A 25,046-nucleotide genomic window follows, 5' to 3' on the forward strand; every position below is an offset into this window, starting at 1 on the left:
TTCTATTAAAAGAGTGCCCATTCACATTCAGGGCATTCTTTTAACGATTCATTAATTAAATGGTACGTGAATTTGTAACGATATTCCGTCATCAACACTACTTTTGGTATGCCAACGATAATCTAAGCGTACATGAGTGCTATCGCTTCCAGGATCGCCAAACCCCACACTCATTTGGACACCATGATTTAATACCCACTGCTCAGCATCCACAATATCTTCAACTTCTTCTTGATCATATTTTTTTGGTAACCAAAAACCTAAACCATAGTACATTGAATCATTATGTTCAGTGAAAATAGGATGATCAGCGAAATCGTCACTCCATTTATTCCAAAACTCGCTGGTATTGTAGCCATGGTCTTGCTTCCAATCACGGAACCGTTGTTGAGCCTGCCCACTAGAATTATTCTTTTTATATAATAATGGAATACCAGAGTATTCATCACCGGGACCGCATAACGACCGATCATATTGAAAAAAATCATTATCTATTGGGGATATTTTAGTTGGAATAAACTCACAAGAAAAAGCAGACGCTGAAGACGAATAAAATAAATTACCTACTAAGACAAGCATACATAGTTTTACTTTATTTATGCGCAAATATTAACGTCCTTTAAACTAACTATTAAACTGATATCTGTGGTCATTAACTAACATTTTATGCACTGTTGGTGTTGTATAATCACTAATATCAGTTTTATTTAACAACGCCTCTCGTATCAACGTACTTCGAACAGGTACTGTTTCAGGGCATGCCATAACCTGCCATCGTTTTAGAATGTCTTCTGCTTTATAAAAACGTTGAAAGCTTAAAAAATTATCCGGCCCTATAACAAACGTTATATCACTATCAGGATAATCTAATTGCAGAGCTTCAAGCACAGCAAATGTTGTAACAGCATTATCTCCAATGGCGATTTTTTGTTCTAATGTAGATAATTCTAGATTAGATTGACCAATATCACAGATAAATGCACGTACAAGATCACATCGAGCACTATAATCAAGCATAACTTTCCCCCACGCATGCTGATAGCTAGGAAGTAGTAATACCTTATCAAATTGGCCTAAGCGCTCTAACACTGAACGGTGGCCTAAACTTGGAGGATTAAATGCACTACCAAAAACTGCCAGTGTATGTTTCATATTTCAATTAGCTAACCTCTTTATGAAAAATTATCTTAAGACGATCTTATTTGGTCTAATTTATTAATATGGTGCTGTTTTTGTGCTAAAACCACATTATTTCAAATATATTTACGATTGAGGATTGATCCTTAGTTAGAGTTATCGCATGATTTTGATAAAGGTGTAATGGCTAAGTTCTCATTTTTCCATTATATCGTTTTAAGTGATTAATATTTGGGCAAAAGCCTTAAGGATTCATGACCCATGGAACAACTTATCCGTGAAGAGATGCGTGTACTACCAGTTATCGATGTTGAATTTGAAATTCAGCGCCGTATTGCTTTCATCCAGAAAAAACTCAAGCAGTCTGGTTGTAAATCTCTAGTACTCGGAATTAGCGGAGGTGTTGATTCAACGACTTGTGGCCGTTTAGCACAACTTGCTATCAATGACTTAAATGCTACCACTGCAAGTAATGAGTATCAGTTTATTGCTGTTCGCCTGCCTTATGGTGAGCAACAAGATGAGGATGAAGCACAGCATGCTTTACAGTTTATTCAGCCAAGCCAATCTGTATGCGTAAATATAAAATCAGGGGTTGATGGGCTACATGCCAGCACTTTATTTGGATTAGAAGGTACAACTTTAATCCCAGCAGATCCTGCTAAAGTTGATTTTGTAAAAGGTAATGTTAAAGCACGCGCACGTATGATTGCGCAATATGAAATTGCTGGCTTAGTTGGTGGGCTCGTTATCGGTACGGATCATTCAGCCGAAAATATTACGGGGTTTTATACTAAATTTGGAGATGGTGCTTGTGATCTGGCCCCTCTTTTTGGTTTAAATAAACGCCAGATTCGCAGTATTGCAGCAACATTAGGTGCACCTGACCATCTTGTCGGTAAAGTACCTACCGCTGATTTAGAAGAATTGGCACCACAAAAAGCAGATGAAGATGCATTATTAGTTACTTATGACCAAATTGATGACTTCCTTGAAGGTAAACCTGTTGATGACTTTGTTCGTGATCGTCTGATTAGTATCTATCGTGTTACTCAACACAAGCGTCAGCCAATCCCAACCATTTACGACATCGATTAATTTAGTGGTAAATAAAAGGCCTAACATTATGTTAGGCCTCTTTTTTAGGAACCAATAATTTATTTACATAATATTGTTTCAGGTTGACCAATAATGAGTGCATTGAGTTCTACCCATAAATCATCGCAAAGACCAGGACGGTATACTGCTTCTTTGAAAGCAGGATGTTCATGTTGATACATTTTGTAATGGCGCGGCGAGCTTTGACTGCTTGAGCGTACATTCGCTAAACGATCACAAACCTTCACAATTAATGCTAAACGCGCAGCATCTTCTTTAACATTTAAAGCTGCTAATCGTTGATTAATTTCTAATTTTCGCTTGGCACGATCTTCTAATTTAACATCTGTAACATAGTTAACAGCGTCTGCAATAGTAAAACCAAAACGATCAGCTAACTCATCAAAACTTGTGTCAGTATCTTCAATTATATCATGCAGTTGAGCTACAATCATTGCATCTAAACCAAATGGTTGAGCTAGTTTTGCAACCGCATTAAGGTGAACGGTATATGGAAACTCACCATATCTCTGATCTCCATGACGACTTTTTGCAAATGCTTGTGCAACTAAATAACGACTATCCATCAATGCTTCCTCGGGACTTTTTTATTTTAATGCGTCATTGTAGAAGTAAAACATACCTTGATGCTAGTCGTTTATTTGAAATGAAATGATCCAAAAATAAAAAGAGCCTCTCGACTCTTTTTATTTATTAGATAGTTACGAATGATATCTTAATGTTACTCTTCTTCATCAGCCGGAAGTTCACCTGCGGCCTGACGGCGCTTCATGTCAGCCTCACGAATTTCGTGAGCGACAATCATGATAGCTTCACCGCTGCTGATACCTTTAGCCATAAGATCATGAATACGCTCAGCAGCTACTTGTTGTTCTGCATGCGTTAATGTCGGCGTGTGATTATACATATCATTCTTCTTAACTTCGTAATCGGATGAGTATTTTAGAAGTAAAGTGAAACAATGTCACTGTTTATCCTCGCTGATATCAGATTAACCAGGATGACCATCAACACGAGCTCTAGTGAGTACAGGAAAATAAATCACAGTAAAAATAGTAAAAGAAATTACCCATAAAATAGCAGAAATAACATACGCATCTAATACAGAAATCGGCATTAATACCACCAATAACGTTCGCGTTAACAGTGAACAGAATAAGCTAATAAACGCAATAGTCATCCAGCGCCCTACCTGTAATTTACGTCCTGTATGTCCTAATGAAACACGCGCCATCATCGCAAGTATCATTGCCCCAATACCACCAATAGCGATCAAATGAATACCTATTGTCGGGCTCATATTACTATTTAGGTAGCTCCCACCAAGCCACGCTAAGCCGAGAATCAATGATAAATAAGCACCATGTAATGACCATAACAAAGGCACTCTCATGGTTTTGATACTACGCCAACGACAAAAACGCACTAAATTAGTCACAGCAGCAATAATATACACTATTGCCAATAAACTCGATGGAACGTCACCTGGATAAATAGTAACTATCAACAATATCCAAATGGGAATTAGCGCTGCATATTCTATTACTGAAATTCTTGTGATCGTTGCGGTTTTTGTTCCTCGCGATGTGAAAAATGGAATAACTCTCCCTCCAACAACTAGCACCACAGCCGCAATAATCGTTAACGTTGCTAATGCAGTTGCTTTTAAATCATCAGGGATAACCTTAAGTACCATCAAGTGATATTTTACATTTAATAAAGTAAACATCATTAGAACAGGTATAAAAAATACATTGCGCCACTGCTTGACTCGAATAATTGGTATAGCTAAAAAAATAGTTGCGACGACAATCCAAGCACAATCAACGATCATCCATAAATAACTCGGCGTTGAAAAAATTAACCCTAAGCGCGCAATTAGCCATAAACTAAATAAAAATGCTAACTTGGCGCCTTTTACCCCCGTTTGTCCAGTCCACGTCTGCACTGCCGTCAATAAAAAGCCAACAATGACTGCACCAGCAAAGCCAAATAACATTTCATGGCTATGCCACCATAATGGATTACCATACATCAACTGACTAATATGAGTATTACCCGACCAAAATAAGCCCCATAATGCTATTGAAACGACAGCATAAACTGCAGCCCCTATAAAAAACGGACGAAATGCGAGCCTAAATATAGGGGGGATTTTTTCTTCTTTTGCCCGGTCAATAATTTGCATCATACTACCTCACTGTAAACATGCATAAATTATACATGTTTGCAGTGATATTTCTACTTTTTCACTGTTTACTTTTATTTGTCTGAATTTAAAACAAAAAAATAGCTACTACATGACTGTAATAGCTATTTAGCTTTGAATATGCTTAATCATCTTCGCCGACATAGTCAACGGGACGAGTGATTCGTTGAATATCTAATATCGAAATTTCACCCTGCCAACGTGTTTTCACGACACCAACACTAAGCCAATAACGACCTTCAGGAAGACTCAATTTCGGCAATGATGTAGGCCAATTTGAATCAGACTCTTGACTCCAAATTGCATGCCATGTTGTATCATTAAGATCATACAATTTAATGTTTAAAGTAGGCGATGGACAATTACCATTATTTTTTTCGATATTATCAATTCGCCATGTTTTACTGTCTTTCCAACTAATTTGTTGTTTATCAGCTGGTGCAGTTAGAACAATCCATCCAATCCATGGTGGCTTATTTTCAGCGGTAATAGATAGCTTGTATAAACCTGCTGATACAGGTTCATCTAAACGTTGTGTTTCAACAGAAAAATATCCGCCATCATCGATAAATGGTGCGCCTTGCAATAAGGTCTTATTTGGCCATTTAGTCAGACTAATATTAGTAATATCACTGCGTGTAAGACCAACAACAGAAATTTTCAATAATTGTTGATTTAGGTTCTGCTCAACTTGGCGTTCAATCGATAATTTCGATAACCATGTCGGTAAAACCTTACGCTCAAGGCTATGTCCACAATCTTCACTAATAGCAAGATTAAGCAACTGATCGAGATTATTAGCTTTAACACTATTTGGCGATTGCTGCCATGCTTGGATAATCGTTTGAAAAACGGCGGCGGTATTATCTTCAAGTAATTCTTTATGTGCCATCGTATAAAGATCTTTGGAGATAAACCAATCAGACGATGCAAATGCACTCGATGAAAACAACATCGAGTGCATTAACAATAATCCCATAAGCCAGCGTTTGGGCTTTTTAATTCTCATGGAATACGGACCTAAACCTTATGGTTTCATTCGGTATCCGACACCACGTAGTGTTTCAATCTCAATATCAGGCAATTTTTGACGTAATTGCAAAATATGAGTATCAACGGTACGTGTTGTTGGGTAATGGTTGTAACCCCAAACTTGATCTAATAATTCATCACGAGTAAACACACGGCCTGCATTCTTAGCTAAGAATACTAACAGCTCAAATTCAGTACGTGTCAAAGTCACACTTTCACTTCCATGAAAAACTTCACGGCTTTCTTGATTAATGCGAATATTACCCACAGAAATAATATTAATGGCTGCCATATCGCCATCTTCACCACGAAGATGTACTCGAACGCGTGCTAGCAATTCTTCTTCAGCAAATGGCTTAGTTAAATAGTCTTTTGCACCTGAATCTAACCCGATTACTTTATCGTTAATTGAAACCATTGCTGTTAGTAAGATAACAGGAACATGTTTCTTTTTTAGCCAACCTGATAAATAGTCGAGTGAATCACCTTCCGGTAATTGACGATCAAGTACAACAAGATCAGCATCTTTCCATAATGCATCGACTTTAGTGGCACAATCTGCATATAAGCAATTGTATCCAGCTTGCCTTAGGCAATCGAGTAAACCATCAGCAAGGTTACGGTCATCCTCAACCAGTAGCAGAGTTTGATTCACACGGTATCTCCAAAATAAACGTTGTAGGTGGACCAATGAGTTTCATTCGGCCTCCCATTCTATTAATCATCGATTCAACAATTGTTAAGCCAAGACCTAAGCCTTTAGAGCTAACAAACGGTTTTCTTAAACGAGACCAATCTTTTGCGCCTAATTGCCCTTCATCTTGAACAACCAGTTTCAAAATCCCATTTTTATACGATGACGATAAACTAACTGGTGCTACACCATATTTATGAGCATTAGACAATAAGTTATCAAGACAAGTCCCTAGCCAATAAATATTAACAAGAACGCTTCTATCCTCGCCTAATTTAAGTATAACATCATATTTTTCAGCAACATAACTTAGCCATTCATTCAGTGATTCAATTTCTTGAACACTTAACTGCTGTTGATTAGCTTGAAGGTAGTCTTTACTCGCTTCAGCTAATTGACGTAATCGTCGAGAATCTTCAGTTAAACGGCGGAATTCGTCATATAAACCTTCTGGCAACTCATCAAAATGACGTCGAAAACCTTCAACAGTCATTGCTAAGCTCGCAATTGGAGTACGTAATTCATGTGTTAATATTTGTAATACTAACATCCGCTCTTCCATCGTTCGGCGGCGGATTCTGAATCGGTAAATACCCCAACTCAATAATAATCCAGCATTCATCACAAGTAAGCCTATCAACAAATAATAGGTTACATGTGACTTATTATCTTCACGCCAACAAATATTGCCGTTTTTCGCTAGACAAAAATCATTTTGATCCAAGCGTTTAAAGTGCAATTGGTAGCGATTAAGCATTTTAGACCATGTTACTTGATCAAAAACACGGTATTCATTGTCATTGCGAACCCAAAGTTCGCCATTAGATATAAAAAATTGTGCGCCAGAAATAAATGCATGGATCTCATCATTATTCATTCGCTGCAATCGTCCTAGAATCGTTGTTGCTGCTGCGATTGGACGTTCTTTTATATGTAAATATTTGCTGTACTTGATCGCCATATCCGGATGTTGCTGAATATAGCGATATGCATAACTACCACCACCGGGATGAATATACCCTGAACGTACAAACCAACTCGATGGTAATTGTGTTTTAAAACAAATAGCACGAGTAAATACAACAGGTTGAGTAACTAATGGCGATAATGGCCATGGTCCCTTACAAGTTAACGAATTATGATACAACTGACGCAGTGCATTCAGTGGATATTCACTCGTTTGCGGTAGTAGTGTTTCAGGCACCAATAATGGCCCTGGATATAAGCTCTGAAGTTTACGAAAATCGTATGTTGCTAAAGGCTTACGTTTCAATATATCAGAACGAACCGCATTTAACCGTTCTGGAAATGTTTGAGCTTCTGCAAGTGACGCTGCAGAAAAGAATAAAGAAAAGACTAATACATACGTTTTCATGCTTTTAGTTTAACATTATAGAACAGTGTTTTGTCAAAAAAATGTCAGAGCAATAACCACTTAAACCTATTGCTTTTTAACTTCCAAAAATTGACTCGAAACGCATTCTTTTGTTTATTAATAAAAAAAGCTACTCAACCTTGAGTAGTTTTATTCATACTACGGATATTTTTATAGATGTACAAGAATAGATAAACATGATGTTTTCATCATGCCAAACACTATATGCGCACACTACAATATAATGATTCAAATAACATTAATACCTCATGAGTGAGTTAGCTCTAAGGTACAGATTAGCAGCCTCTATTTATAATCACACAACAACTATAACCAACTGAATAAAAACACAAAAAAACCAAAGTATAATGATAAACTATACTTTGTATTATAAACATGTGAATATCTTATTTTTCTCGTTTTAAGATCTACATCATGTTTTGCTAAACAGCATAATTTAACTGATTAGTTATTATGACTAAAGCAACCTCTCCCTTAATATGAAATTTCAACTTTATAATCATCAGTTCGATTCATTTAACACCTGATTAGGATGAGGAGAAACAATAGGATTCATTTTAGTCAAAGGCAAAGTGGTTAATAAATATTCTAAAAAAGCCGTAAACTTAGGCGTTAACCGCTGGCTTACTGGGTAGACAATATGGATATCAATATCTGAAGCTTGGTATTGATCCAATACTCGAATAAGTTTTCCTGTATCTAGTGCATGAGCAACCATCGGATAAGGTTGTAATGTAATACCTAGCCCTTGAATTGCCGCAAGCAATTGTGCTTGACCATTATCAATAATCAATCGTGAATGTAGGTTCACCATAAAATCACCGTCATTGCCATGAAAACGCCACATTTTTTTACTTTCTGATAGATGACTATGCAGACATTGATGATTATTGAGATCTAGTGGATGGTTTGGAATTCCATGCTGCTGTAAATAAAGTGGCGAAGCACAGGGGATATTTTTATAACTGATCAATTTTCGAGCAATTAATCGACTGTTTTCAATCTCACCAAGACGAATAACCGCATCAAAACCTTCATTAATCAGATCAACACTACGATTTGTAAGTACTAATTCAATATCGATCTCATGGTAATCGTGCATAAATTTCGCGATAACTGGCGTAAGTATGTACCCAACGGTAATTGACGAAGCGATCTTAATTAGGCCTCTTGGTGCATTTAAAAAACGAGAAGCTTCATCTTCTGCTGCTTTAAGTTCAGCTAATACTGTTTTACAGCGTTGATAGTATTGCTGCCCTAGTTGAGTAAGACTTTGCTGTCTTGTTGATTTATTAAGTAATTTTGCCCCTAAGCGTTGTTCTAAATGGCGAACGTGTTTTCCAACCATTTGTGGGCTCATTTGTTGTTCTTCTGCAACAGCAGAAAATGACCCTAATTCTACAGCCTGAACAAAGACTAACATACTGGTAAATCTATCCATAACTATTCACTTTGTGACTTTAGTCCAAAAAATTAGAAACTGTCAGTTTCGAGATTAAGTGTTATTTGAGTGTTTATGTTCTTCATAGTAGCGAATAAAATGCCGAAATAATATTCCCATGGTGAATACTCTCCCGTTATAAATGATCGCTCTATTTTTAACACCTAATAATAACTACAGAGAAAAGTATGGTTACTTTGTTTTCCCCGCATCAAATAGTCCTTGGAGGATTCAGCTTGCCGCCATTATTGGTGTCGGGATTGTTAGCATTAGCTTGCACCTCCATCACCATACGTATTTTGAATAAGGTACGATGGCACCGTTTTTTTGTGTCACCACCTTTGGTTGAGCTGTCGTTAACAATTATTTACACCGTGTTGATTGGCACGTTTGTTATTCCTTCTTAACCTTAAAGTTGTTTGACTCATGAATTTAATTAGACGAATTGGTTTTACTGTAGTATTGGTATTATTAGCGATTGCCGCCATTATTTGGAAATATCAGCAGTATTTGATGAATCCTTGGACACGCGATGCGCAAGTTCAGGCACAAGTTATAACAATAGCACCACGTGTAACGGGGCCAATTGTGGCTTTAAACATCAGTGATAATGAAAAAGTGACCGTTGGGCAGTCTTTATTCAATATAGATTCAAGTACTTATAAAGTCGCCCTAGCCCAAGCTAAGGCATCATTAACCCAGGCTAAAGTTTCGGTATCTGAAGCTAGTGAGCAATTTAATCGCTCATTTGCAATGAATCGAGTAGACCCTGGTGCTGTGTCAAAGTTAAAAATTATTAGTTTACAAAATAACCTTAGCTCAGCAGAAGCAGAGGAACAGCAAGCACAAGCCAAAGTAGATCAAGCTCAACTCAATGTGAATTTCACGCAAGTTAAAGCCCCTGTTAGCGGCTACATTACCAATTTAAAAGTACAACTAGGTACACAGGTAGTGGCGAATAAACCGGTTGTTGCTTTAATTGATAACAAAACATTTTGGATTCAAGCTTTCTTCAAAGAAACTGACGTTCAGCACATTCATCCAGGATCGCATGCAGTGGTAACCTTAATGGGTTACCCAAATAGCCCTATAAATGGCACTGTAACCAGTATTGGTTTTGGTATTAACCCTGAAAACCCAACCTACAACGATAACTTATTGCAAAACGTTAACCCAACATTTGAGTGGATTCGTTTAGCACAACGTCTTCCTGTTCGTATCCATTTAGACACACTCCCGAAAAATGTCGTGTTACGTGTTGGTACTTCCGCTTCTGTTATTATTAAGCAGCATGAGTCACAACAGTGAATATATCAGTCTTATATGAACGCGCTAAACTGCCCATTAAGGTTGCTTTAACGTTAAGCATCGCAATGATGATTGCTATCTGGCTAGGTTGGGATCGCCCTTATTGGGCTGGTTTGGCTGTGACTGTGATGTCAATGATGGAAACCAGTGGTCATTCTTTACGTAAAGGTAAATGGCGTTTAGTTGGTACATTTTGCGGTACAGCCTGTGCCTTCTTCTTGTTGGCTTTTTTTGCACAAGATGTAGGAATTATGATGGCCTTATTCACCTTGCTGGTGGGTATTAGTGGCTATATGATTTTTAATCCTCGTTATGGTTATATATGGGCCATTACTACCACCGTCTGCTCTCTCATTCTGGTTATGGGGGACATGACTCCAATCAATGACTTTAATCTAGCCACTTTACGTTTAGAAGAAACCTTATTGGGTTTTATTTGCCATATTGTAGTGTTTAGTATCCTGTGGCCACAATCAAGTCGACCCGTTTTTGAAGATGCTGTACTGGATCTATTAAAGCAACAACAAACGAACTTAATAAACCGCCGTCACCAATTAATTAAAAGCGATCAACATACCGTAACACAACCGGCATTAGGTGAAGGTTTGAAATTGGTTATGCGCTTACAAGATCTGCTGTATGCCGCAGAAGCTGATAGCTACAATATTTTACGTGAAAAAAAATCATGGCAATATATTATCGAAATAGGTGATCAATGGGCAATTGCTATTGGTCATTTAACTGAAGCAATTGATTTATTAAAAGAAGCTAACTTGGAGGCTGAAAAATCAAAAATTGACTCTATTTTTATGTATTTATTACATAACTTTCAACAATGTGAATCTATAGTTAAAACGGGAAAAGCCCCTAATAAGAGACAAATAACCTGCTTTCAATATATGAAACTGGGTTTGCATCCAGAAACAGATATGCATACACAAGGCGCTTTGTTGCTATTAGAACGTCAATTGAACAACATGGCGAAGTTAAGTGACGAATTGGTCTTAGCATTTTATTCGGCTTATTCAGGAGATCGTTGGTATCGCGATGAACAATCGTTACCTAAACCGGTAAAGCGTTGGTCATTAGACACTGAACGTTTAATTGCTTCATTCAAAATCATGTTGATCGTTTCGAGCTTAGTGCTCATTTGGTATTACTATAATCCACCTGGCGGATCATTGATGATCGCACTTGGGACCATTTTTGGTTTAACGTTTATTGGTCTCCCTTTCGCGAACATGAAAACTATCTTGGCTTATATTGTAGGATGGAGTGGCTTTGTTCTACTTGAATACATATTTATTATTCCGTTCTTAGATCAGCCGTATCAAATTGCGTTATTTTATTTTTTTAGTACCTTTTTTATTTGGTTTAAATTTTCAGGCCCACAATACTTAGTTTCACGTGTAATGGGAACAATGATTCTAATCATTAGTACGAAGTCAGTTATGTGCTTAACACCCGTTTATGATCCCAAATTAGCCATATCTATTTTAGTGTCCCTTTCCATTGGTTTATTGCTAATTATTTTCTTTAATGATTTTCCATTTTCAGCTCAGCCTGAACGGGTTATGTTACGACGTTTGCAAATATTGAGAAATGTGTTGGCATGGCAGTTACGATACGCAGTGGCAACAATACAAGAACGTCGCCGTTGGTGGGTACCTATTGTTGGATTGTTGTATAATATTCGTCCCATTAAGTTAGTTATGGGTGCAGATAATGCAGCAAAAGCGATTAAATGGAAGAATTTCCCTGAAGTAAGCGAAGATCAAGCACAAGTAATTATTCAACGTTTGTATCTGTTAGTTCTGCGGATTAACTCACTCAAAGATGGTTATGCGAAATGGCGTTTAAACACTAAAGACGACCTAGCGCAATCCATGGTAAAAGACAGTATATTACGCATTGCAGCGGCTTTAGAGCATACCGATGGTTATCAAAACTTGCTTGTATTAGAGCAAGAAATGTTATCTTTATATAACGACGTCCACCGTCGAATTCATTTGATTGATCGTCAAGTGGAGATTGAAGGTGATATCTCTCTAGAGGAAGCATTAAACTTACATCGAGCACTCGCTTCACTTGGCTTACTTGTGAATGAGTTAAAAATACTCAGTGAGGCTATGGCCGAGTTCGATTTTAAAGCTTTAGAAATTCAGTACTTCACCGTATAAAATAAAAAAGGACTTCCGAAGAAGTCCTTTTTATTTAACTAAAATCTATTAAAGATGCTCAAGAATCTTCAAACATGTATCTTTCGCATCGCCAAACAACATTTGGCTATTGTCTTTAAAGAACAATGGGTTTTGTACCCCTGCATAACCAGTATTCATTGAGCGCTTAAACACAATCACGTTACTTGCATTCCACACTTCAAGAACAGGCATACCAGCAATCGGACTATTTGGATCTTCCATTGCTGCTGGGTTTACAGTGTCATTTGCACCAATAACTAATACCACATCAGTTTTAGGGAAGTCATCATTGATTTCATCCATTTCTAATACAATATCGTACGGTACTTTTGCTTCAGCAAGTAATACGTTCATATGTCCAGGTAAACGACCAGCTACTGGGTGAATACCAAAACGCACCTCTACGCCTTGAGCACGTAGTTTATCGGTGATCTCATGAACAGGATATTGTGCTTGAGCAACAGCCATACCGTATCCAGGAGTAATAATCACTGATCTTGCATCTTTCAATAATTCAGCAACGTCTTCCGCAGTCGTTTCACGGTATTCGCCATACTCTTCATCAGCTGTCGATGCTGCACCATCTGAACCAAATCCACCTGCAATAACACTGACAAATGAGCGGTTCATTGCTTTACACATGATGTAAGACAGAATAGCACCAGAAGAACCAACTAATGCACCAGTAACAATCAGTAGATCATTTGCTAGCATAAAGCCTGCTGCCGCTGCTGCCCAACCTGAGTATGAGTTAAGCATCGATACCACAACTGGCATATCTGCACCACCAATAGATGCAACCAAGTGATAACCAAATGCAAAGGCAATCAGTGTCACTAGAATCAATGCAACCATTGAGCCTTCAGCGTTAACAAACCAAACCAACAATAATACTGATGCAATCAGCGCTACAAGGTTAAGCTTGTGACGATGTGGAAGCATTAATGCTGAAGATGAAACTAAACCACGTAATTTAGCGAAGGCTACCAACGAACCAGTAAAGGTCACAGCACCGATGAATACACCAAGGAAGACTTCTACCAAATGTATATTCAATTTAACGCCACTAAGGTCGCCGTGATGTAAAAATGTATTAAAACCAACCAGTACTGCCGCCATACCCACAAAACTGTGTAGCATAGCAACCAACTCTGGCATTTCAGTCATTTCTACTTTTTTCGCATAGAAAATACCGATAGCACCACCGATGATCATCGCTAAAATGATCCAAACTGTAGCTTCAGAGTCTGGACCAAAGATAGTAGCGATCAACGCGATAGCCATACCCGCCATACCGAAATAGTTGCCTTTTCGTGCGGTTTCTTGCTTGGATAACCCAGCAAGTGACATGATAAACAATACGGCAGCAACAATGTATGCCGCTTGTACGATTCCTGCAGACATGTATTACTCCTTATTTATCTTTACGAAACATTTCTAGCATCCGTTTGGTAACGGTAAAGCCACCAAAAATATTGATACTAGCAATGAGAACAGCAACAAAAGCCAACACAGAAACAATTCCGGAGCCTTGTCCTATTTGGAGTAATGCACCCACAATAATGATGCCTGAAATAGCATTAGTTACAGACATAAGTGGTGTATGCAAAGAATGACTAACATTCCATACGACGTAGTAACCAACAACACACGCTAGAACAAAAACCGTAAAGTGAGCAAGAAAATCTGGCGGAGAGTAATGACCTACCCATGCAAACAATGCAATGCCTGCCGCCATCATGCCGTATTTCTTAACTGGAGACATTGGTTCAGCTTTTTTAGGCTGTACTTTTTCTACCGCTTTTGGTTGTTGAGAAGCTGCCGATACTTTAATTGGTGGTGCTGGCCATGTAACTTCACCCGCTTTAATCACCGTTAAGCCACGTAAAACTTCATCATCAAAATTAATATCAATGTTGCCGTCTTTTTCTTTACATAGTAATTTTAATAAATTAACTAAGTTAGTACCGTAAAGCTGCGAAGCTTGTGTTGGTAAACGACCAACCATATCGGTATAACCAATAATTTTGACACCATTAGCCGTTGTAATGACTTTATTAGCTTCTGTATAAGCACAGTTACCGCCATTAGCCGCCGCTAAATCCACAATCACACTACCCGACTTCATTGAGTCGACCATTTCTTTGGTGATCAATTTAGGCGCAGGACGTCCCGGAATCAGAGCTGTTGTGATGATAATATCAACATCTTTTGCTTGCTCTGCATATAAACGCTCAGCCGCTTTGTTGAACTCATCTGACATTTCTTTGGCGTAACCATCACCCGTTGAAGTATCTTCTTTAAAATCGACCTCAAGGAATTCAGCACCCATTGATTCGACTTGCTCTTTCACCTCAGGGCGAACATCAAACGAACGAACGATAGCACCTAAACTACCCGCAGCACCGATAGCAGCAAGACCTGCGACACCTGCTCCTGCAACGAGAACTTTTGCTGGTGGTACCTTACCTGCAGCAGTAATTTGGCCGGTAAAGAAACGTCCAAACTCATGTGCAGCTTCAACCACAGCACGATAACCAGCAATATTCGCCATCGAGCTAAGTGCATCTAACGCTTGCGCGCGTGAAATACGAGGAACAGAGTCCATCGCCATCACATTAATATTTTTTGTCGCTAATTTTTCTAATAACTCAGGATGCTGTGCTGGCCAAATAAAGCTAACTAAACTCGCACCTTCTTTTATTAGTTCAAACTCATCAATACCCGTAGCAGGATCAACCTGAGGAGCATTCACTTTTAAAATGAGATCGGCTTGCCATACTTTTTCAGTAGAGGCTAGTTCTGCGCCAGCGGCTTCAAAAGCTGCATCATCAAAACTTGCTAATGCACCCGCTCCATGTTCAACAACAACGCTGAACCCCATTTTTAATAACTGCTCAACCGTTTTAGGTGTGGCAGCAACTCGCGTTTCATTCGCGAGGACCTCTTTTGGTACACCAATCTGCATTATTATTCCCTGAACATTGGCTATAGATAAATATTTTGTATCCAACCTTAAAAGCAATAGCAAGCTTTTTACAGTTAAAATCAAAAAATCACACAAATTTCATTAAAAGACAACATTGCCGTCATTTAACACTGAAATATAAGCACCTTTTCATCCGTGACAAAGAGGTTAAAAAACTTGTATTACAAAATGTTAGCTACATCAACCAAGCTAAAAAAACCACTCAGTTGATCTTTTCATTGATATTGCTTCAAACTAATTTAAAACAATTCAATTTTAACTAAAATGCAACATTTCACTGCTGTTTTTAGTCGTTGAAAACAAGATACCCAGCAAACAACATGATTGCAATGAAATATGTTGTATATGTGACATTTATTTAAACATCCGATCCCCTGTCTGATCGATAAACATCTGCGCCTTTTTGATCATAAATGCTTCTGCATCCGATTTTGAAGGCAAGAGATCAGAACGAATAAAGTGATGTGTTTGGGTTGTGTCATCAATTTTTTTGCAGATTCGTCCAGCAATACGAAATTGCCCACCTTCCTTTTGTGGATCGGGATAAATCAAGTAACCATTATATTCAATCGGTTCGATTACTACTGTTTCTGTCGTTTTTTTAGTGCTAAACAACCACGAGAATAAGCCCATTACTACCTCATCTTATTTATTAACAAAACTCACTATTGTGAGTCACTTTCTTCAATATCATAACAACATATCGATAAGCTACTTTAATATCAAAAATATCAATATCATCTCATATAACTATTTATTACAGATGTAAAAAAACCAGCACATAGGCTGGTTTCTTATCTTATCGATGCAATTATATGTTTATTTGTAGTATCACATTAACGATAAAGACCAATATCTTTTTGGATATGTAGCGGCAAATCAGAGATATTACGCGTTTTTGGTACCGAAACCGAACGACTGAATAGAATGTCACGGGCATGAACTAACAGGCCTTTAAACGTCAATGAATACGTTTTTTGATCATTCATTACTGGTGCTGGAATAGAATCAAAATCAAATACCTGTGCCATGATGCCTCTCGAATTAAGCCGTTACAAATGGGATTGGCAGCATAATAACGTAACGTTAAAGAGATTGAACAATGACATTATTTAGCAACTAGGATTAGATAATCTAATCCTAGATACTAAACTCAAATAGTGCGTGCCATGACAGAATATCTAACTACTATCGATACAGTGACCATATTAATAGCGATTAATACGCTTTTTAGTCAATAAAATAACATCCTAAATGAATTAGTTATTATGATTATCACAAGGAATAAATACGGTTAAATTTTCACTCGGCTTATTAAATTCACCTTGCTGTTTCGCAAAAGCTTCAAAAGCATCAGCCATAGTCACATTAAGTGCCTGAGGCTCTTTCACATAATCAAGTAACGGTGCATAACCCTCTTTGCCCGTAGCGGTATAGCCTGATGAAACTGATGTATAAACATCATTATCTTCAACCGCTACCCATTCTCCATTAGTGTAATACTCTAAAGTTTCGATTCGCTGGCCACTGGGTGCTCCACAACGATATACATAACGAAGATCAGCAACATAAGGAAAACTACCATCTCCTGTTCCCTCAATATCATTATTAATCGCATTATCAATAGCACCTTCAAGCGCTTGACGAATTCGCAATCCTTTTACGCTGTACATCATAATGCCAATCGCAAATGGCAATAATCGACCAGCTATATCTGCTGGAGTAATTTCTCCAGGATTGAGTGAACACCTTACTCCACCAGCATTATGAATACCAAAATCAATATGATGACCTAATTCTCTAGCTTGCCAAACAAAACTTTTTACAACCCATGGAGCAATATCGCTAGGTCCTTTAGCATCAGGTACACGAATATGACGCAACGGTTCATTAACACGGGCTATTTTCTCTGTTTGTAATGCTCGTACTGCAGGCCGGTAATGTTCATTGAGAATGTTCTCGACACGTGGATCTTTTACCACAAAACGAATGTTTTTCTGACTCTGTAAATAATCCCGCACTTTATTATGATTATCATGATCAAGATGCTGCATTCGTCCAGCATCGATAGTAAATTTACGTCCAAGTAATAATTGATTACATCCAGAGGCGCTTTCAACACTACCATCAGCATTAAACACCAATGTTAACTGACCAAGTGCTAATGCATTACAGCCAGCTTGTACTACACAAGTATTATTAACCATCAATGCATAAGTATCTGTTTTTCCATACCCAATATTAGTAAAGTCGCCTTGCATAGTATGTGTATGGCCTCCAATAATAGCACCAATACCATCCACTTCTTGTGCTAGCGATAAATCTCGGTCATAACCTAAATGACTTAAAATAACGACTTTATTAATACCTTTAGCTTTTAAACATGCAATAGTATTTTTAGCTACGGTGGCAACATTATGAAAAGAAGTATCAGGATCAGGACTTGATATACCAGCCATATTTTCAATCGCTAGACCAAAAATAGCGACAGGCTCGCCATGAACATCTTTAATCAAATATCGAGCTGATTGGGAGGCATTATCGTACGCATAAACATTACGCTTATTACGTAAAGGATTACGTTTAGTTTGATCTTCTTGTGATAAGTCCCAATTTCCAGCTAATAATGGAAATGTCGTATTATCTAAAAAGTCAGCGACAACATCATTACCAATATCAAGTTCATGATTACCTAATGCCATTGCCTCGACGCCAATAGCATTAAGTAATACCGCATTTGCCATGCCTTTATAGAGCGAAAAATACAAAGTACCTTGAAAACAATCGCCCGCATGAACAAACATAAATTCACGTTGATGAAGAAAAGCATCTTGTTTAACTTCAGTGACAGCAGAATAAATACGAGAAAAACCACCACAACTAGCATAGACAGATGTTTCGGTATTTAATACATCAGGCGATAGTGATAGAGAAATCGCAGAAGGCTCAAAGTTAGAGTGAGTATCATTGATATGAGCAAAAGTGATTGTTGCTGCGTGATTAACAGTCATAATAATTTCAGTTCCTCCAGAACCATCGGTATCAACTAACAACTGATTTATAACGCTCACAGCATTACAAAAATAAAGATCGTCACTAAATAAGAAAACAGATTACATTAAACGACATAAAAATGAGATCTTTACTAAAATATACTATTTTTCGAATAAAATCGCTGAGTGAATATCTTAACGACAATCTTTATTCACTCAGCGACAATAATACAATCAATAATTATTGGTAACGGCCATGACGTTGTAAGAATTCAATCTTGTAACCATCAGGATCTTGAACAAAGAAAAATTTAGCCAGTAATACACCCTCTCTAAAAAACTCTTTAATCTCTGCTGGATTATATTTTAGTTCAGCCAACTTTTGATGTTCAGCTTCAAGATCATCAACAGCAACCGCAATATGCCCGTAACCCGTACCATGAGTATAAGGTTCCGTTGTGCCCTCATTCCATGTTAATTCAAGTTCCATATCATTTTCGTGATTACGTAGATACACCAAACTAAAACCATCAAAATCAAGTCGCTCTGCAATCTCCAAATCTAACGCTTGCTTATAAAATGTTAATGACGCATCAAGGTCAATAACACGAATCATTGCGTGAATCATTTTAGCCATAGGATCATCCTTTATAATTGTTTTCGTTAAAAATTCAGACTCGATATATTAGCTTTTTTAATTTGAAGATTGTATCAATAATGTGAGCAAAACGATCCCTTTTCTATAACCTCTGCGCTATGTTGTAAAGAAAGAATAAGGAAAAAACATGCATTTAGAACGAATTGAAATTGCTGGATTTCGAGGAATTAAACGGCTATCACTGTCATTTAATGAATTAACTGTGCTTATTGGAGAAAACGCATGGGGAAAATCATCACTGCTTGACGCATTAAGTTTAACGCTATGCCCAAGTGCTGAGTTTTACGAAATGAAATTTTCTGATTTTCATATAGACCATGCCATGGGTCATGAACGCGCCTCTTCTATACAAATAGTGTTACGTTGGCATGAAGATTATCAAGGTGAATACCGTGCGCGACGCTATCGTGCTTTTGATCCATTTTGGGTTGAGCAAAATAACCTTAAGCATCTTTATATTCAAATAGATAGCCACATCGAAAACGATAAGATCATTACTCATCGTCACTTTTTACATGCCGACGGTCACATTATTAAACACCCCGATACAGATAAGTTTTTACGTCAGCTGATGGTGTTACACCCAATCGTTAGAATTCGGGATGCTCGCCATTTAGAATATGATAATAATACACCGGCCACGACATATAATACGTCAACAATGCCACCAGCAAAGAATCGCGAATCAGATCGTATTCAACGCCGGCTTGATAATACCTGTCGACGTTTAATGACCCAGCCAGGCCATGTTAGCGCCGCCGAGATAAAAAGTAGTATTAACACATTACGCTCGCTGGTCGATCATTATTTTGCTTTTACACCACATAAACGCAGTAAAGTACAACCTCATTCTTATTTCCCTCTACAAAATCAGCATGACGATCAATGTCTTAATCCTTTTGATCAACTTGTACAGCCTAAAATGACCAAGCAAGCCAAGCTTATTTTAATGGGTCTACTCAATGCATATATTCGAGCTCGAGGACCGGTAGATCTTAAACGGATTTCACGACCTATCATGATCTTAGAAGATCCAGAAGGACGTCTACACCCCATTATGCTTCATCAAGCATGGGCGTTTATACAAAATATGCCGATGCAGAAATTATTAACAACCAATAGTCCAGAATTACTCAGTGTCGTTCCGCTTACCGCAATTAAGCGCTTACAAAGAACACCACAAAAAACAGTTGTACATAGCATTAATAACGGCGAACTCAATAAGGATGATATTCGTAAAGTCACTTTTCATGTGCGAATGCATCGCCCTAGTGCTTTCTATGCACGTGTTTGGCTTTTAGTAGAAGGAGAAACTGAAGTATGGCTATTCAATGAAATGGCCCAGCTTACTGGCTATAACCTTGCAGCAGAAGGTATCCATGTGATTGAGTTTGCACAAAGTGGATTAAAACCACTGATTAAACTTGCCCGATTATTAGGTATTGAATGGCATCTTGTGGCTGATGGTGATCCTGCTGGTAGAAAATACGCTGATAAAGTCAGGTCATTATTAAATATTGATAGTGAGCGCGAACGCTTAACTGTACTGCCAGCCAAAGACATTGAACACTTCCTATTTAAAAAAGGCTACGAACCATTATTTCGTCAACTCGCTAATATTTCAGAAAACGACCAAATGCCAATTCGAAAAATTATTTATCGAGCTTTAAAAAAACATGCAAAACCTGATATTGCACTCGCTATTGTAAAATATACCCAAGAATCAGAATCAGAATCAGACAAAATGCCACTATTAATTCGCTGGGTGTTAAAGCGAGTGATAATAATGGCAAGAGGCATAATTTGAATGAATAAATAAAATCATAAAAATAAAAATAATGTAAAAAATTCATTACAGATCACGCATTAAAAACAATAACAGCACATGAACACTTCTATTGATAATAATAATTAGTATAGAATATGGAACAAAACAATCTAGCTCCACCGTTTTACCCATATATTAGGAATACAATATGTCCGGTGCATTAATTACAGCATACCGTTCGTTTAATAACATTTTAAAACATTTACCAGTAGAGGAATCTCTGCCTGAAATACTATTACGTGTTATTGAACTAACAGAAAAAACGTTTAATTACCGACAGACATCGATCTTACTTTTTGATAAAAACACAAAAAAATTCACACCTTTCACGAATAAAAATCGTCATCAACTGTGTCGTGAAAGATTTATGGTCAATCCAAATAAAATACATTTTGAAAGCATCTGTGAAAAAGAGAAAATAATCATCTCTGAACATATAACTACAAACAATGAGTATCGGAAGTATTACAGCCTTAAAACTATCAATTCTGTAAGTTCTTGTTATGGGCTTCCTATCTTATCTTCAAGAAACAAAATATTAGGTATTATTTATTCTCACTGCTCTCAAAACTCATTAATGACAGATAATGAATATGAGCTACTTGAGATGGCAGCGACAATTTGTTCAATATCGATTGAAAAGAATATCAAAGAACAAGAACTTAACTATATTGCATCTTATGATTGTTTGACTAACATTTGGAACCGTCGCGCTTTTTATCGACAAATCAACAAATCAATTAAAGACATAAAATTTAAAAACAAATATATTATTATTTTCTATGTTGATATAGATAAATTCAAAATGATTAATGACCAACACGGCCATCGGTTCGGTGATCGAGTTTTAAAAAAATACGCATCAAAATTAAAACAATTTAATAATGAAAAAACGGGAGCTGCACGTCTAGGTGGGGATGAATTTATTGTTTATTGTGAAGTTAATTCTTTGATTGAAGCAAATATCAAAAAAAACTCCATTCTGTCTGAATTAGATAAAATAGAAATAGATGGCGTTCTTATTACAGCATCAATTGGCTCATATTGTATTCATGCAAGTAAGATTCAAGATGTGAGTATTGATTCTATGATTAATCAAGCAGACATGTGTATGTATAAAGAAAAACATTTATCTCGTTCATTATGACAATCGCTTTGAGCTATACATTACTTTTGAAAAAACAATGTCACAGTACCAACTGTAATTCCCCATTTCTTCATTTTAGCCTGGTTAAACAACTTGTTATTATTTTGATAAAACATCCAATCCTCAAAATTAATATGGTATGTCGAACCATTAATTTCCATTGCTAGTGCATATTGCCAATACAACGCATTCCCTTTTTCATACCCCACAGCTTCACCAATTACATCATCAGCAATGCCTAGATAACGTCCATTAGCTTGTTTGGTGATAGTCCATATACGTTGCTGGGTTTCGTTATCATCAAAGACGAAATCTTCAGTAAGAACGAGTTGATCACCAGTTATAACCCCATTGAGTTTGACATCAAATCGACGTACTTGTTGTCCTTTATAATCTTGAACCATTCCCCAAGCTTGAGTACTCCCTTCAAAAAATTGAAACAACTCAAACTTAGGCTCTGTATGTTCATAGTCATCAATAGACGTCGTACAACCATTTAATAGCAATGCCAACCAAAATACACACAGCCAATGTAATATTGATTGATCTGTATGCTTGATGCGATAACTGCGATGAGAATACATACTATGTTCCTCTTTAGCTTTTGAGATTAATAATCAGCGTTAATCGATGACGAAAATTATTGTCCTATTAACTTTAACCGTAGTTTTGGATATTCAGTGTCGGTTGATAACCAAATAGCAATAAACGCATTACTTAATGGCACAGAAAGCGGTTTGCCTAACGGTTTGCCATTCTGATAAAACCGTCCTTCTGTCACCGTTTTCACAAACACCAATCTATCGCCTTGTTTAACATTCGGCCATTGCTGTGCCAGCTGATTTAACCATTGTTGGCGTTGTTGTGCAGAAATACCTAACTGCTGCCATTGCTTATCTGTTGCTAACAGAAGATCATTCTTATCTATATCACGCAAATAACGAATAATCAGAGCAAGATTAGGATCACTCGCAATATACTTACCAGTAGGTGTTTTAAGTTGTGCAGTATATATTTTCCACCAGCCCCATTTTAAGGTTGATTCTCCAACAGTCGGCCAAGTAAACCATGAGGAGGCATGTACTTGTGAGCTAGCCAAAATAAAAACAAACACTAATAATGCTAAGTACGCTTTCATGCTGTTTTCCTTTTAGTCATCACCTGTAATAACCACCTTAAATAAATACTGTAGAAGCCCCATACAACACCAATACCAATAACGGTAATCCCTTCACCGTAAGGCCATGTAACCGCCTCTAAAGTTAATCCAATCCAATAACTTAATCCTCCTCCAAAGCTGCCACCGATAATCACCCCCCATAACGGTAGTCTTAGCACTTGAGTTCGCATGATCCATACCATAGAGGTAAAGCCTAACCACAGTAAGATTAGCCACAATGGTATAAAAGAGCTAAAAGGAGCAAATAAGGGGTTGGTTGGTAACGGAAATTGCATTACCCCTAAATGAAATAATACATAATCGCCACCAACACCAATAACACTCGCTATTACAGCAAACGGCAAGCTACGGTGATAGAATAACCAACAGCCAATGAGGAGTGATATTAATATACCGACATACTGATATTGACCCCATACTGCTAACAGCCAAAACAGATTAAAACCCAGCCCTATCACAATATATTTCATGGTTACCGCCACTGTGGACGGCTAGCAAGTAACTGAATAGTACTAATGCTACGTTCTAAGAATCCCCCCTCGCAATAACAAAAATAATAGCGCCACATGCGCATAAAACGTTCGTCATAGCCGTATTGCGTTAATGCTTCACTATTACGATTAAACGCAACGTGCCAATCGGCTAATGTTTTCGCGTAATCTAAGCCAATATCTTTAATATCACGGGTAACAAAATCGCTATAAGCCGTTAGCTGTGATTGTAATAGGCTAATTGAAGGCAAGAACCCACCAGGGAAGATATGTTTCTGAATAAAATCAACATCCTTGCTATAGCTTTCGTAGCGTTGATCGGCAATAGTTATCGCTTGAATGGCTAATAAACCATTAGGTTTCAATAATGACTGGCATTTTTTGATGTAGGTTGATAAATACTGCTTACCGACTGCTTCAATCATTTCAATGGAAACCAGTTTGTCATATTGGCCGTCTAAATCGCGATAATCTTCAAGCAGCAATGTGATCTTATCCTCTAAGCCTGCTTGTTTAACGCTTTCTTGAGCCAATAGATATTGTTGCTCTGAAATGGTGGTGGTTGTGACATGGCAACCATAATGTTGAGCAGCGTAAATTGCCATGCCTCCCCAACCAGTGCCTATTTCTAACAGATGATCGTGCTCTGTCAGTTGTAATTGTTCACACAAGCGCGCCATTTTGTTTATTTGTGCTTGAGCGAGGGTATCTGAATCGGATAAATACATCCCTGCGGAATACAACATTTTGTCATCAAGAAAGTGTCGATATAAATCATTACCGAGGTCATAGTGCGCTGAAATATTATCCTTGGCGTTTTGAATATTATTTCTACGTGAAAAGTGACTAAGTTGTTTCACTAATCGTGTTATCCAACTCACTTTAGCTTCAATCTTATCCAGCGTCGCCAAATTTCGAGCCAGAATACGCACCACATTGGTTAAGTCAGGGCTATCCCACCAGCCATCAATATAGGCTTCACCAGCACCAATACTGCCATCAGTTAATAAGCGTTTATAAAAATGAGGATTAATAACAGTTAGATTCGCTTGTAAACTGGCTTGCTTATCACCAAAAAAATGGGTATCTCCGTCTTGCTCTGACAATGTTAGGCCTACATCGGACAACTGATGTAATATTGTGAATATCAATTTCCGTGACCGTTCAGGATTCAATAAACGTATTGATGTTACTGGCTCTATCTCACTTCTAAGCATAGTTTA

25 protein-coding genes are annotated in these 25,046 nt (G+C 37.5%); 6 read left to right on the forward strand and 19 right to left on the reverse strand.

Annotated features, from left to right (window positions below; genetic code table 11):
• Positions 1-51 precede the first annotated feature (51 nt).
• Positions 52-579, reverse strand: coding sequence for a hypothetical protein (locus tag C0W29_RS11530; RefSeq protein ID WP_052671597.1), 528 nt, complete (start codon positions 577-579; stop codon positions 52-54).
• 45 nt (positions 580-624) lie between these two features.
• Positions 625-1,152: a nicotinate-nicotinamide nucleotide adenylyltransferase gene (locus C0W29_RS11535; RefSeq protein WP_045041237.1), complete on the reverse strand. Its 528-nt coding sequence runs from the start codon at positions 1,150-1,152 to the stop codon at positions 625-627.
• A 246-nt stretch (positions 1,153-1,398) separates the two neighbouring features.
• On the opposite strand from C0W29_RS11535, the gene nadE reads away from it, so the two are divergent.
• Positions 1,399-2,235 (forward strand): ammonia-dependent NAD(+) synthetase, encoded by an 837-nt coding sequence (gene nadE / locus C0W29_RS11540; RefSeq protein WP_045044705.1) that lies wholly within the window; start codon positions 1,399-1,401, stop codon positions 2,233-2,235.
• Between the two features lie 59 nt (positions 2,236-2,294).
• Here the strand turns inward: nadE and C0W29_RS11545 are convergent, their stop codons facing one another.
• The 7 genes from C0W29_RS11545 to C0W29_RS11575 all read right to left on the reverse strand — a co-directional run bounded on the left by C0W29_RS11545 (position 2,295) and on the right by C0W29_RS11575 (position 9,028).
• Positions 2,295-2,822 (reverse strand): HD domain-containing protein, encoded by a 528-nt coding sequence (locus C0W29_RS11545; protein WP_045044706.1) that lies wholly within the window; start codon positions 2,820-2,822, stop codon positions 2,295-2,297.
• A 155-nt stretch (positions 2,823-2,977) separates the two neighbouring features.
• Positions 2,978-3,163 carry a YoaH family protein gene (locus tag C0W29_RS11550; protein WP_036790236.1) on the reverse strand — a complete coding sequence of 62 codons (186 nt, stop codon included), beginning with the start codon at positions 3,161-3,163 and terminating at the stop codon, positions 2,978-2,980.
• Positions 3,164-3,247: 84 nt separating this feature from the next.
• The gene (locus tag C0W29_RS11555; protein ID WP_308810767.1) at positions 3,248-4,447 is read right to left on the reverse strand and encodes an NnrS family protein; all 1,200 of its coding nucleotides are present in this window, start codon (positions 4,445-4,447) and stop codon (positions 3,248-3,250) included.
• A gap of 142 nt (positions 4,448-4,589) precedes the next feature.
• Positions 4,590-5,474, reverse strand: a complete 885-nt coding sequence (locus C0W29_RS11560; protein ID WP_080888804.1) for a DUF2861 family protein — start codon at positions 5,472-5,474, stop codon at positions 4,590-4,592.
• Positions 5,475-5,492: 18 nt separating this feature from the next.
• Positions 5,493-6,152 (reverse strand): response regulator transcription factor, encoded by a 660-nt coding sequence (locus C0W29_RS11565; protein WP_036790237.1) that lies wholly within the window; start codon positions 6,150-6,152, stop codon positions 5,493-5,495.
• A complete protein-coding gene (vxrA, locus tag C0W29_RS11570) occupies positions 6,127-7,566 on the reverse strand; it encodes a sensor histidine kinase VxrA (protein ID WP_045041239.1) in 1,440 nt (479 codons plus the stop codon). The genes C0W29_RS11565 and vxrA overlap by 26 nt, the downstream gene beginning before the upstream one ends.
• Positions 7,567-8,089: 523 nt before the next feature.
• The gene (locus tag C0W29_RS11575) at positions 8,090-9,028 is read right to left on the reverse strand and encodes a LysR family transcriptional regulator (protein WP_045041240.1); all 939 of its coding nucleotides are present in this window, start codon (positions 9,026-9,028) and stop codon (positions 8,090-8,092) included.
• Positions 9,029-9,216: 188 nt separating this feature from the next.
• Here C0W29_RS11575 and C0W29_RS22005 point away from each other — a divergent pair, with 188 nt between their 5' ends.
• Genes C0W29_RS22005 through C0W29_RS11590 form a run of 3 tightly spaced genes read left to right on the forward strand, consistent with a single transcriptional unit; the run spans position 9,217 to position 12,516 of the window.
• The gene (locus C0W29_RS22005; RefSeq protein ID WP_080888805.1) at positions 9,217-9,435 is read left to right on the forward strand and encodes a DUF1656 domain-containing protein; all 219 of its coding nucleotides are present in this window, start codon (positions 9,217-9,219) and stop codon (positions 9,433-9,435) included.
• A gap of 19 nt (positions 9,436-9,454) precedes the next feature.
• Positions 9,455-10,336: an efflux RND transporter periplasmic adaptor subunit gene (locus C0W29_RS11585; RefSeq protein ID WP_045044707.1), complete on the forward strand. Its 882-nt coding sequence runs from the start codon at positions 9,455-9,457 to the stop codon at positions 10,334-10,336.
• The gene (locus tag C0W29_RS11590; protein ID WP_065191175.1) at positions 10,333-12,516 is read left to right on the forward strand and encodes an FUSC family protein; all 2,184 of its coding nucleotides are present in this window, start codon (positions 10,333-10,335) and stop codon (positions 12,514-12,516) included. The genes C0W29_RS11585 and C0W29_RS11590 overlap by 4 nt, the downstream gene beginning before the upstream one ends.
• Positions 12,517-12,564: 48 nt before the next feature.
• Here the strand turns inward: C0W29_RS11590 and pntB are convergent, their stop codons facing one another.
• The 6 genes from pntB to C0W29_RS11620 form a co-directional block, all read right to left on the reverse strand.
• A complete protein-coding gene (gene pntB / locus C0W29_RS11595) occupies positions 12,565-13,941 on the reverse strand; it encodes a Re/Si-specific NAD(P)(+) transhydrogenase subunit beta (RefSeq protein WP_045044709.1) in 1,377 nt (458 codons plus the stop codon).
• Between the two features lie 10 nt (positions 13,942-13,951).
• Positions 13,952-15,505, reverse strand: coding sequence for a Re/Si-specific NAD(P)(+) transhydrogenase subunit alpha (locus C0W29_RS11600; RefSeq protein WP_045044710.1), 1,554 nt, complete (start codon positions 15,503-15,505; stop codon positions 13,952-13,954).
• A 375-nt stretch (positions 15,506-15,880) separates the two neighbouring features.
• A complete protein-coding gene (locus tag C0W29_RS11605; protein WP_045044711.1) occupies positions 15,881-16,159 on the reverse strand; it encodes an HlyU family transcriptional regulator in 279 nt (92 codons plus the stop codon).
• A gap of 203 nt (positions 16,160-16,362) precedes the next feature.
• The gene (locus C0W29_RS11610) at positions 16,363-16,557 is read right to left on the reverse strand and encodes a hypothetical protein (protein WP_036790252.1); all 195 of its coding nucleotides are present in this window, start codon (positions 16,555-16,557) and stop codon (positions 16,363-16,365) included.
• Between the two features lie 228 nt (positions 16,558-16,785).
• On the reverse strand, positions 16,786-18,537 hold the full coding sequence (locus C0W29_RS11615) for a bifunctional metallophosphatase/5'-nucleotidase (RefSeq protein WP_036792748.1): 1,752 nt from the start codon (positions 18,535-18,537) through the stop codon (positions 16,786-16,788).
• A 223-nt stretch (positions 18,538-18,760) separates the two neighbouring features.
• Positions 18,761-19,156: a VOC family protein gene (locus C0W29_RS11620; protein ID WP_045044712.1), complete on the reverse strand. Its 396-nt coding sequence runs from the start codon at positions 19,154-19,156 to the stop codon at positions 18,761-18,763.
• Positions 19,157-19,304: 148 nt separating this feature from the next.
• Between C0W29_RS11620 and C0W29_RS11625 the strand changes: the two genes are divergently transcribed.
• On the forward strand, positions 19,305-20,984 hold the full coding sequence (locus C0W29_RS11625; protein ID WP_045044713.1) for a DUF2813 domain-containing protein: 1,680 nt from the start codon (positions 19,305-19,307) through the stop codon (positions 20,982-20,984).
• A 169-nt stretch (positions 20,985-21,153) separates the two neighbouring features.
• Positions 21,154-22,152 (forward strand): sensor domain-containing diguanylate cyclase, encoded by a 999-nt coding sequence (locus C0W29_RS11630; RefSeq protein ID WP_107174053.1) that lies wholly within the window; start codon positions 21,154-21,156, stop codon positions 22,150-22,152.
• Between the two features lie 20 nt (positions 22,153-22,172).
• On the opposite strand, the gene C0W29_RS11635 is transcribed toward C0W29_RS11630, so the two are convergent.
• The 4 genes from C0W29_RS11635 to C0W29_RS11650 are packed head-to-tail and all read right to left on the reverse strand — an operon-like array spanning position 22,173 to position 25,040.
• Entirely contained in the window at positions 22,173-22,736 is a 564-nt protein-coding gene (locus C0W29_RS11635) for a DUF3833 domain-containing protein (protein ID WP_080895350.1), read from the reverse strand.
• A gap of 56 nt (positions 22,737-22,792) precedes the next feature.
• Positions 22,793-23,290: a hypothetical protein gene (locus C0W29_RS11640; RefSeq protein WP_045044715.1), complete on the reverse strand. Its 498-nt coding sequence runs from the start codon at positions 23,288-23,290 to the stop codon at positions 22,793-22,795.
• The gene (locus C0W29_RS11645) at positions 23,287-23,802 is read right to left on the reverse strand and encodes a DUF2878 family protein (RefSeq protein ID WP_045044716.1); all 516 of its coding nucleotides are present in this window, start codon (positions 23,800-23,802) and stop codon (positions 23,287-23,289) included. Before C0W29_RS11645 ends, C0W29_RS11640 begins: the two co-directional genes overlap by 4 nt.
• 2 nt (positions 23,803-23,804) lie before the next feature.
• Positions 23,805-25,040 carry an SAM-dependent methyltransferase gene (locus C0W29_RS11650; RefSeq protein ID WP_045044717.1) on the reverse strand — a complete coding sequence of 412 codons (1,236 nt, stop codon included), beginning with the start codon at positions 25,038-25,040 and terminating at the stop codon, positions 23,805-23,807.
• Between the last annotated feature and the right edge of the window lie 6 nt (positions 25,041-25,046).

It is taken from the genome of Photobacterium kishitanii, from assembly GCF_003026355.1.
GTDB lineage: Bacteria > Pseudomonadota > Gammaproteobacteria > Enterobacterales > Vibrionaceae > Photobacterium > Photobacterium kishitanii.

Bases quoted from the DNA above. Each gene is read 5' to 3' on its own strand.
- C0W29_RS11530 (WP_052671597.1), bottom strand. From the start codon at position 579: ATGCTTGTCTTAGTAGGTAATTTATTTTATTCGTCTTCAGCGTCTGCT.
- C0W29_RS11535 (WP_045041237.1), bottom strand. From the start codon at position 1,152: ATGAAACATACACTGGCAGTTTTTGGTAGTGCATTTAATCCTCCAAGT.
- nadE (WP_045044705.1), top strand. From the start codon at position 1,399: ATGGAACAACTTATCCGTGAAGAGATGCGTGTACTACCAGTTATCGAT.
- C0W29_RS11545 (WP_045044706.1), bottom strand. From the start codon at position 2,822: ATGGATAGTCGTTATTTAGTTGCACAAGCATTTGCAAAAAGTCGTCAT.
- C0W29_RS11550 (WP_036790236.1), bottom strand. From the start codon at position 3,163: ATGTATAATCACACGCCGACATTAACGCATGCAGAACAACAAGTAGCT.
- C0W29_RS11555 (WP_308810767.1), bottom strand. From the start codon at position 4,447: ATGATGCAAATTATTGACCGGGCAAAAGAAGAAAAAATCCCCCCTATA.
- C0W29_RS11560 (WP_080888804.1), bottom strand. From the start codon at position 5,474: ATGAGAATTAAAAAGCCCAAACGCTGGCTTATGGGATTATTGTTAATG.
- vxrA (WP_045041239.1), bottom strand. From the start codon at position 7,566: ATGAAAACGTATGTATTAGTCTTTTCTTTATTCTTTTCTGCAGCGTCA.
- C0W29_RS11575 (WP_045041240.1), bottom strand. From the start codon at position 9,028: ATGGATAGATTTACCAGTATGTTAGTCTTTGTTCAGGCTGTAGAATTA.
- C0W29_RS22005 (WP_080888805.1), top strand. From the start codon at position 9,217: ATGGTTACTTTGTTTTCCCCGCATCAAATAGTCCTTGGAGGATTCAGC.
- C0W29_RS11585 (WP_045044707.1), top strand. From the start codon at position 9,455: ATGAATTTAATTAGACGAATTGGTTTTACTGTAGTATTGGTATTATTA.
- pntB (WP_045044709.1), bottom strand. From the start codon at position 13,941: ATGTCTGCAGGAATCGTACAAGCGGCATACATTGTTGCTGCCGTATTG.
- C0W29_RS11600 (WP_045044710.1), bottom strand. From the start codon at position 15,505: ATGCAGATTGGTGTACCAAAAGAGGTCCTCGCGAATGAAACGCGAGTT.
- C0W29_RS11605 (WP_045044711.1), bottom strand. From the start codon at position 16,159: ATGGGCTTATTCTCGTGGTTGTTTAGCACTAAAAAAACGACAGAAACA.
- C0W29_RS11610 (WP_036790252.1), bottom strand. From the start codon at position 16,557: ATGGCACAGGTATTTGATTTTGATTCTATTCCAGCACCAGTAATGAAT.
- C0W29_RS11615 (WP_036792748.1), bottom strand. From the start codon at position 18,537: ATGACTGTTAATCACGCAGCAACAATCACTTTTGCTCATATCAATGAT.
- C0W29_RS11620 (WP_045044712.1), bottom strand. From the start codon at position 19,156: ATGGCTAAAATGATTCACGCAATGATTCGTGTTATTGACCTTGATGCG.
- C0W29_RS11625 (WP_045044713.1), top strand. From the start codon at position 19,305: ATGCATTTAGAACGAATTGAAATTGCTGGATTTCGAGGAATTAAACGG.
- C0W29_RS11630 (WP_107174053.1), top strand. From the start codon at position 21,154: ATGTCCGGTGCATTAATTACAGCATACCGTTCGTTTAATAACATTTTA.
- C0W29_RS11635 (WP_080895350.1), bottom strand. From the start codon at position 22,736: ATGTATTCTCATCGCAGTTATCGCATCAAGCATACAGATCAATCAATA.
- C0W29_RS11640 (WP_045044715.1), bottom strand. From the start codon at position 23,290: ATGAAAGCGTACTTAGCATTATTAGTGTTTGTTTTTATTTTGGCTAGC.
- C0W29_RS11645 (WP_045044716.1), bottom strand. From the start codon at position 23,802: ATGAAATATATTGTGATAGGGCTGGGTTTTAATCTGTTTTGGCTGTTA.
- C0W29_RS11650 (WP_045044717.1), bottom strand. From the start codon at position 25,040: ATGCTTAGAAGTGAGATAGAGCCAGTAACATCAATACGTTTATTGAAT.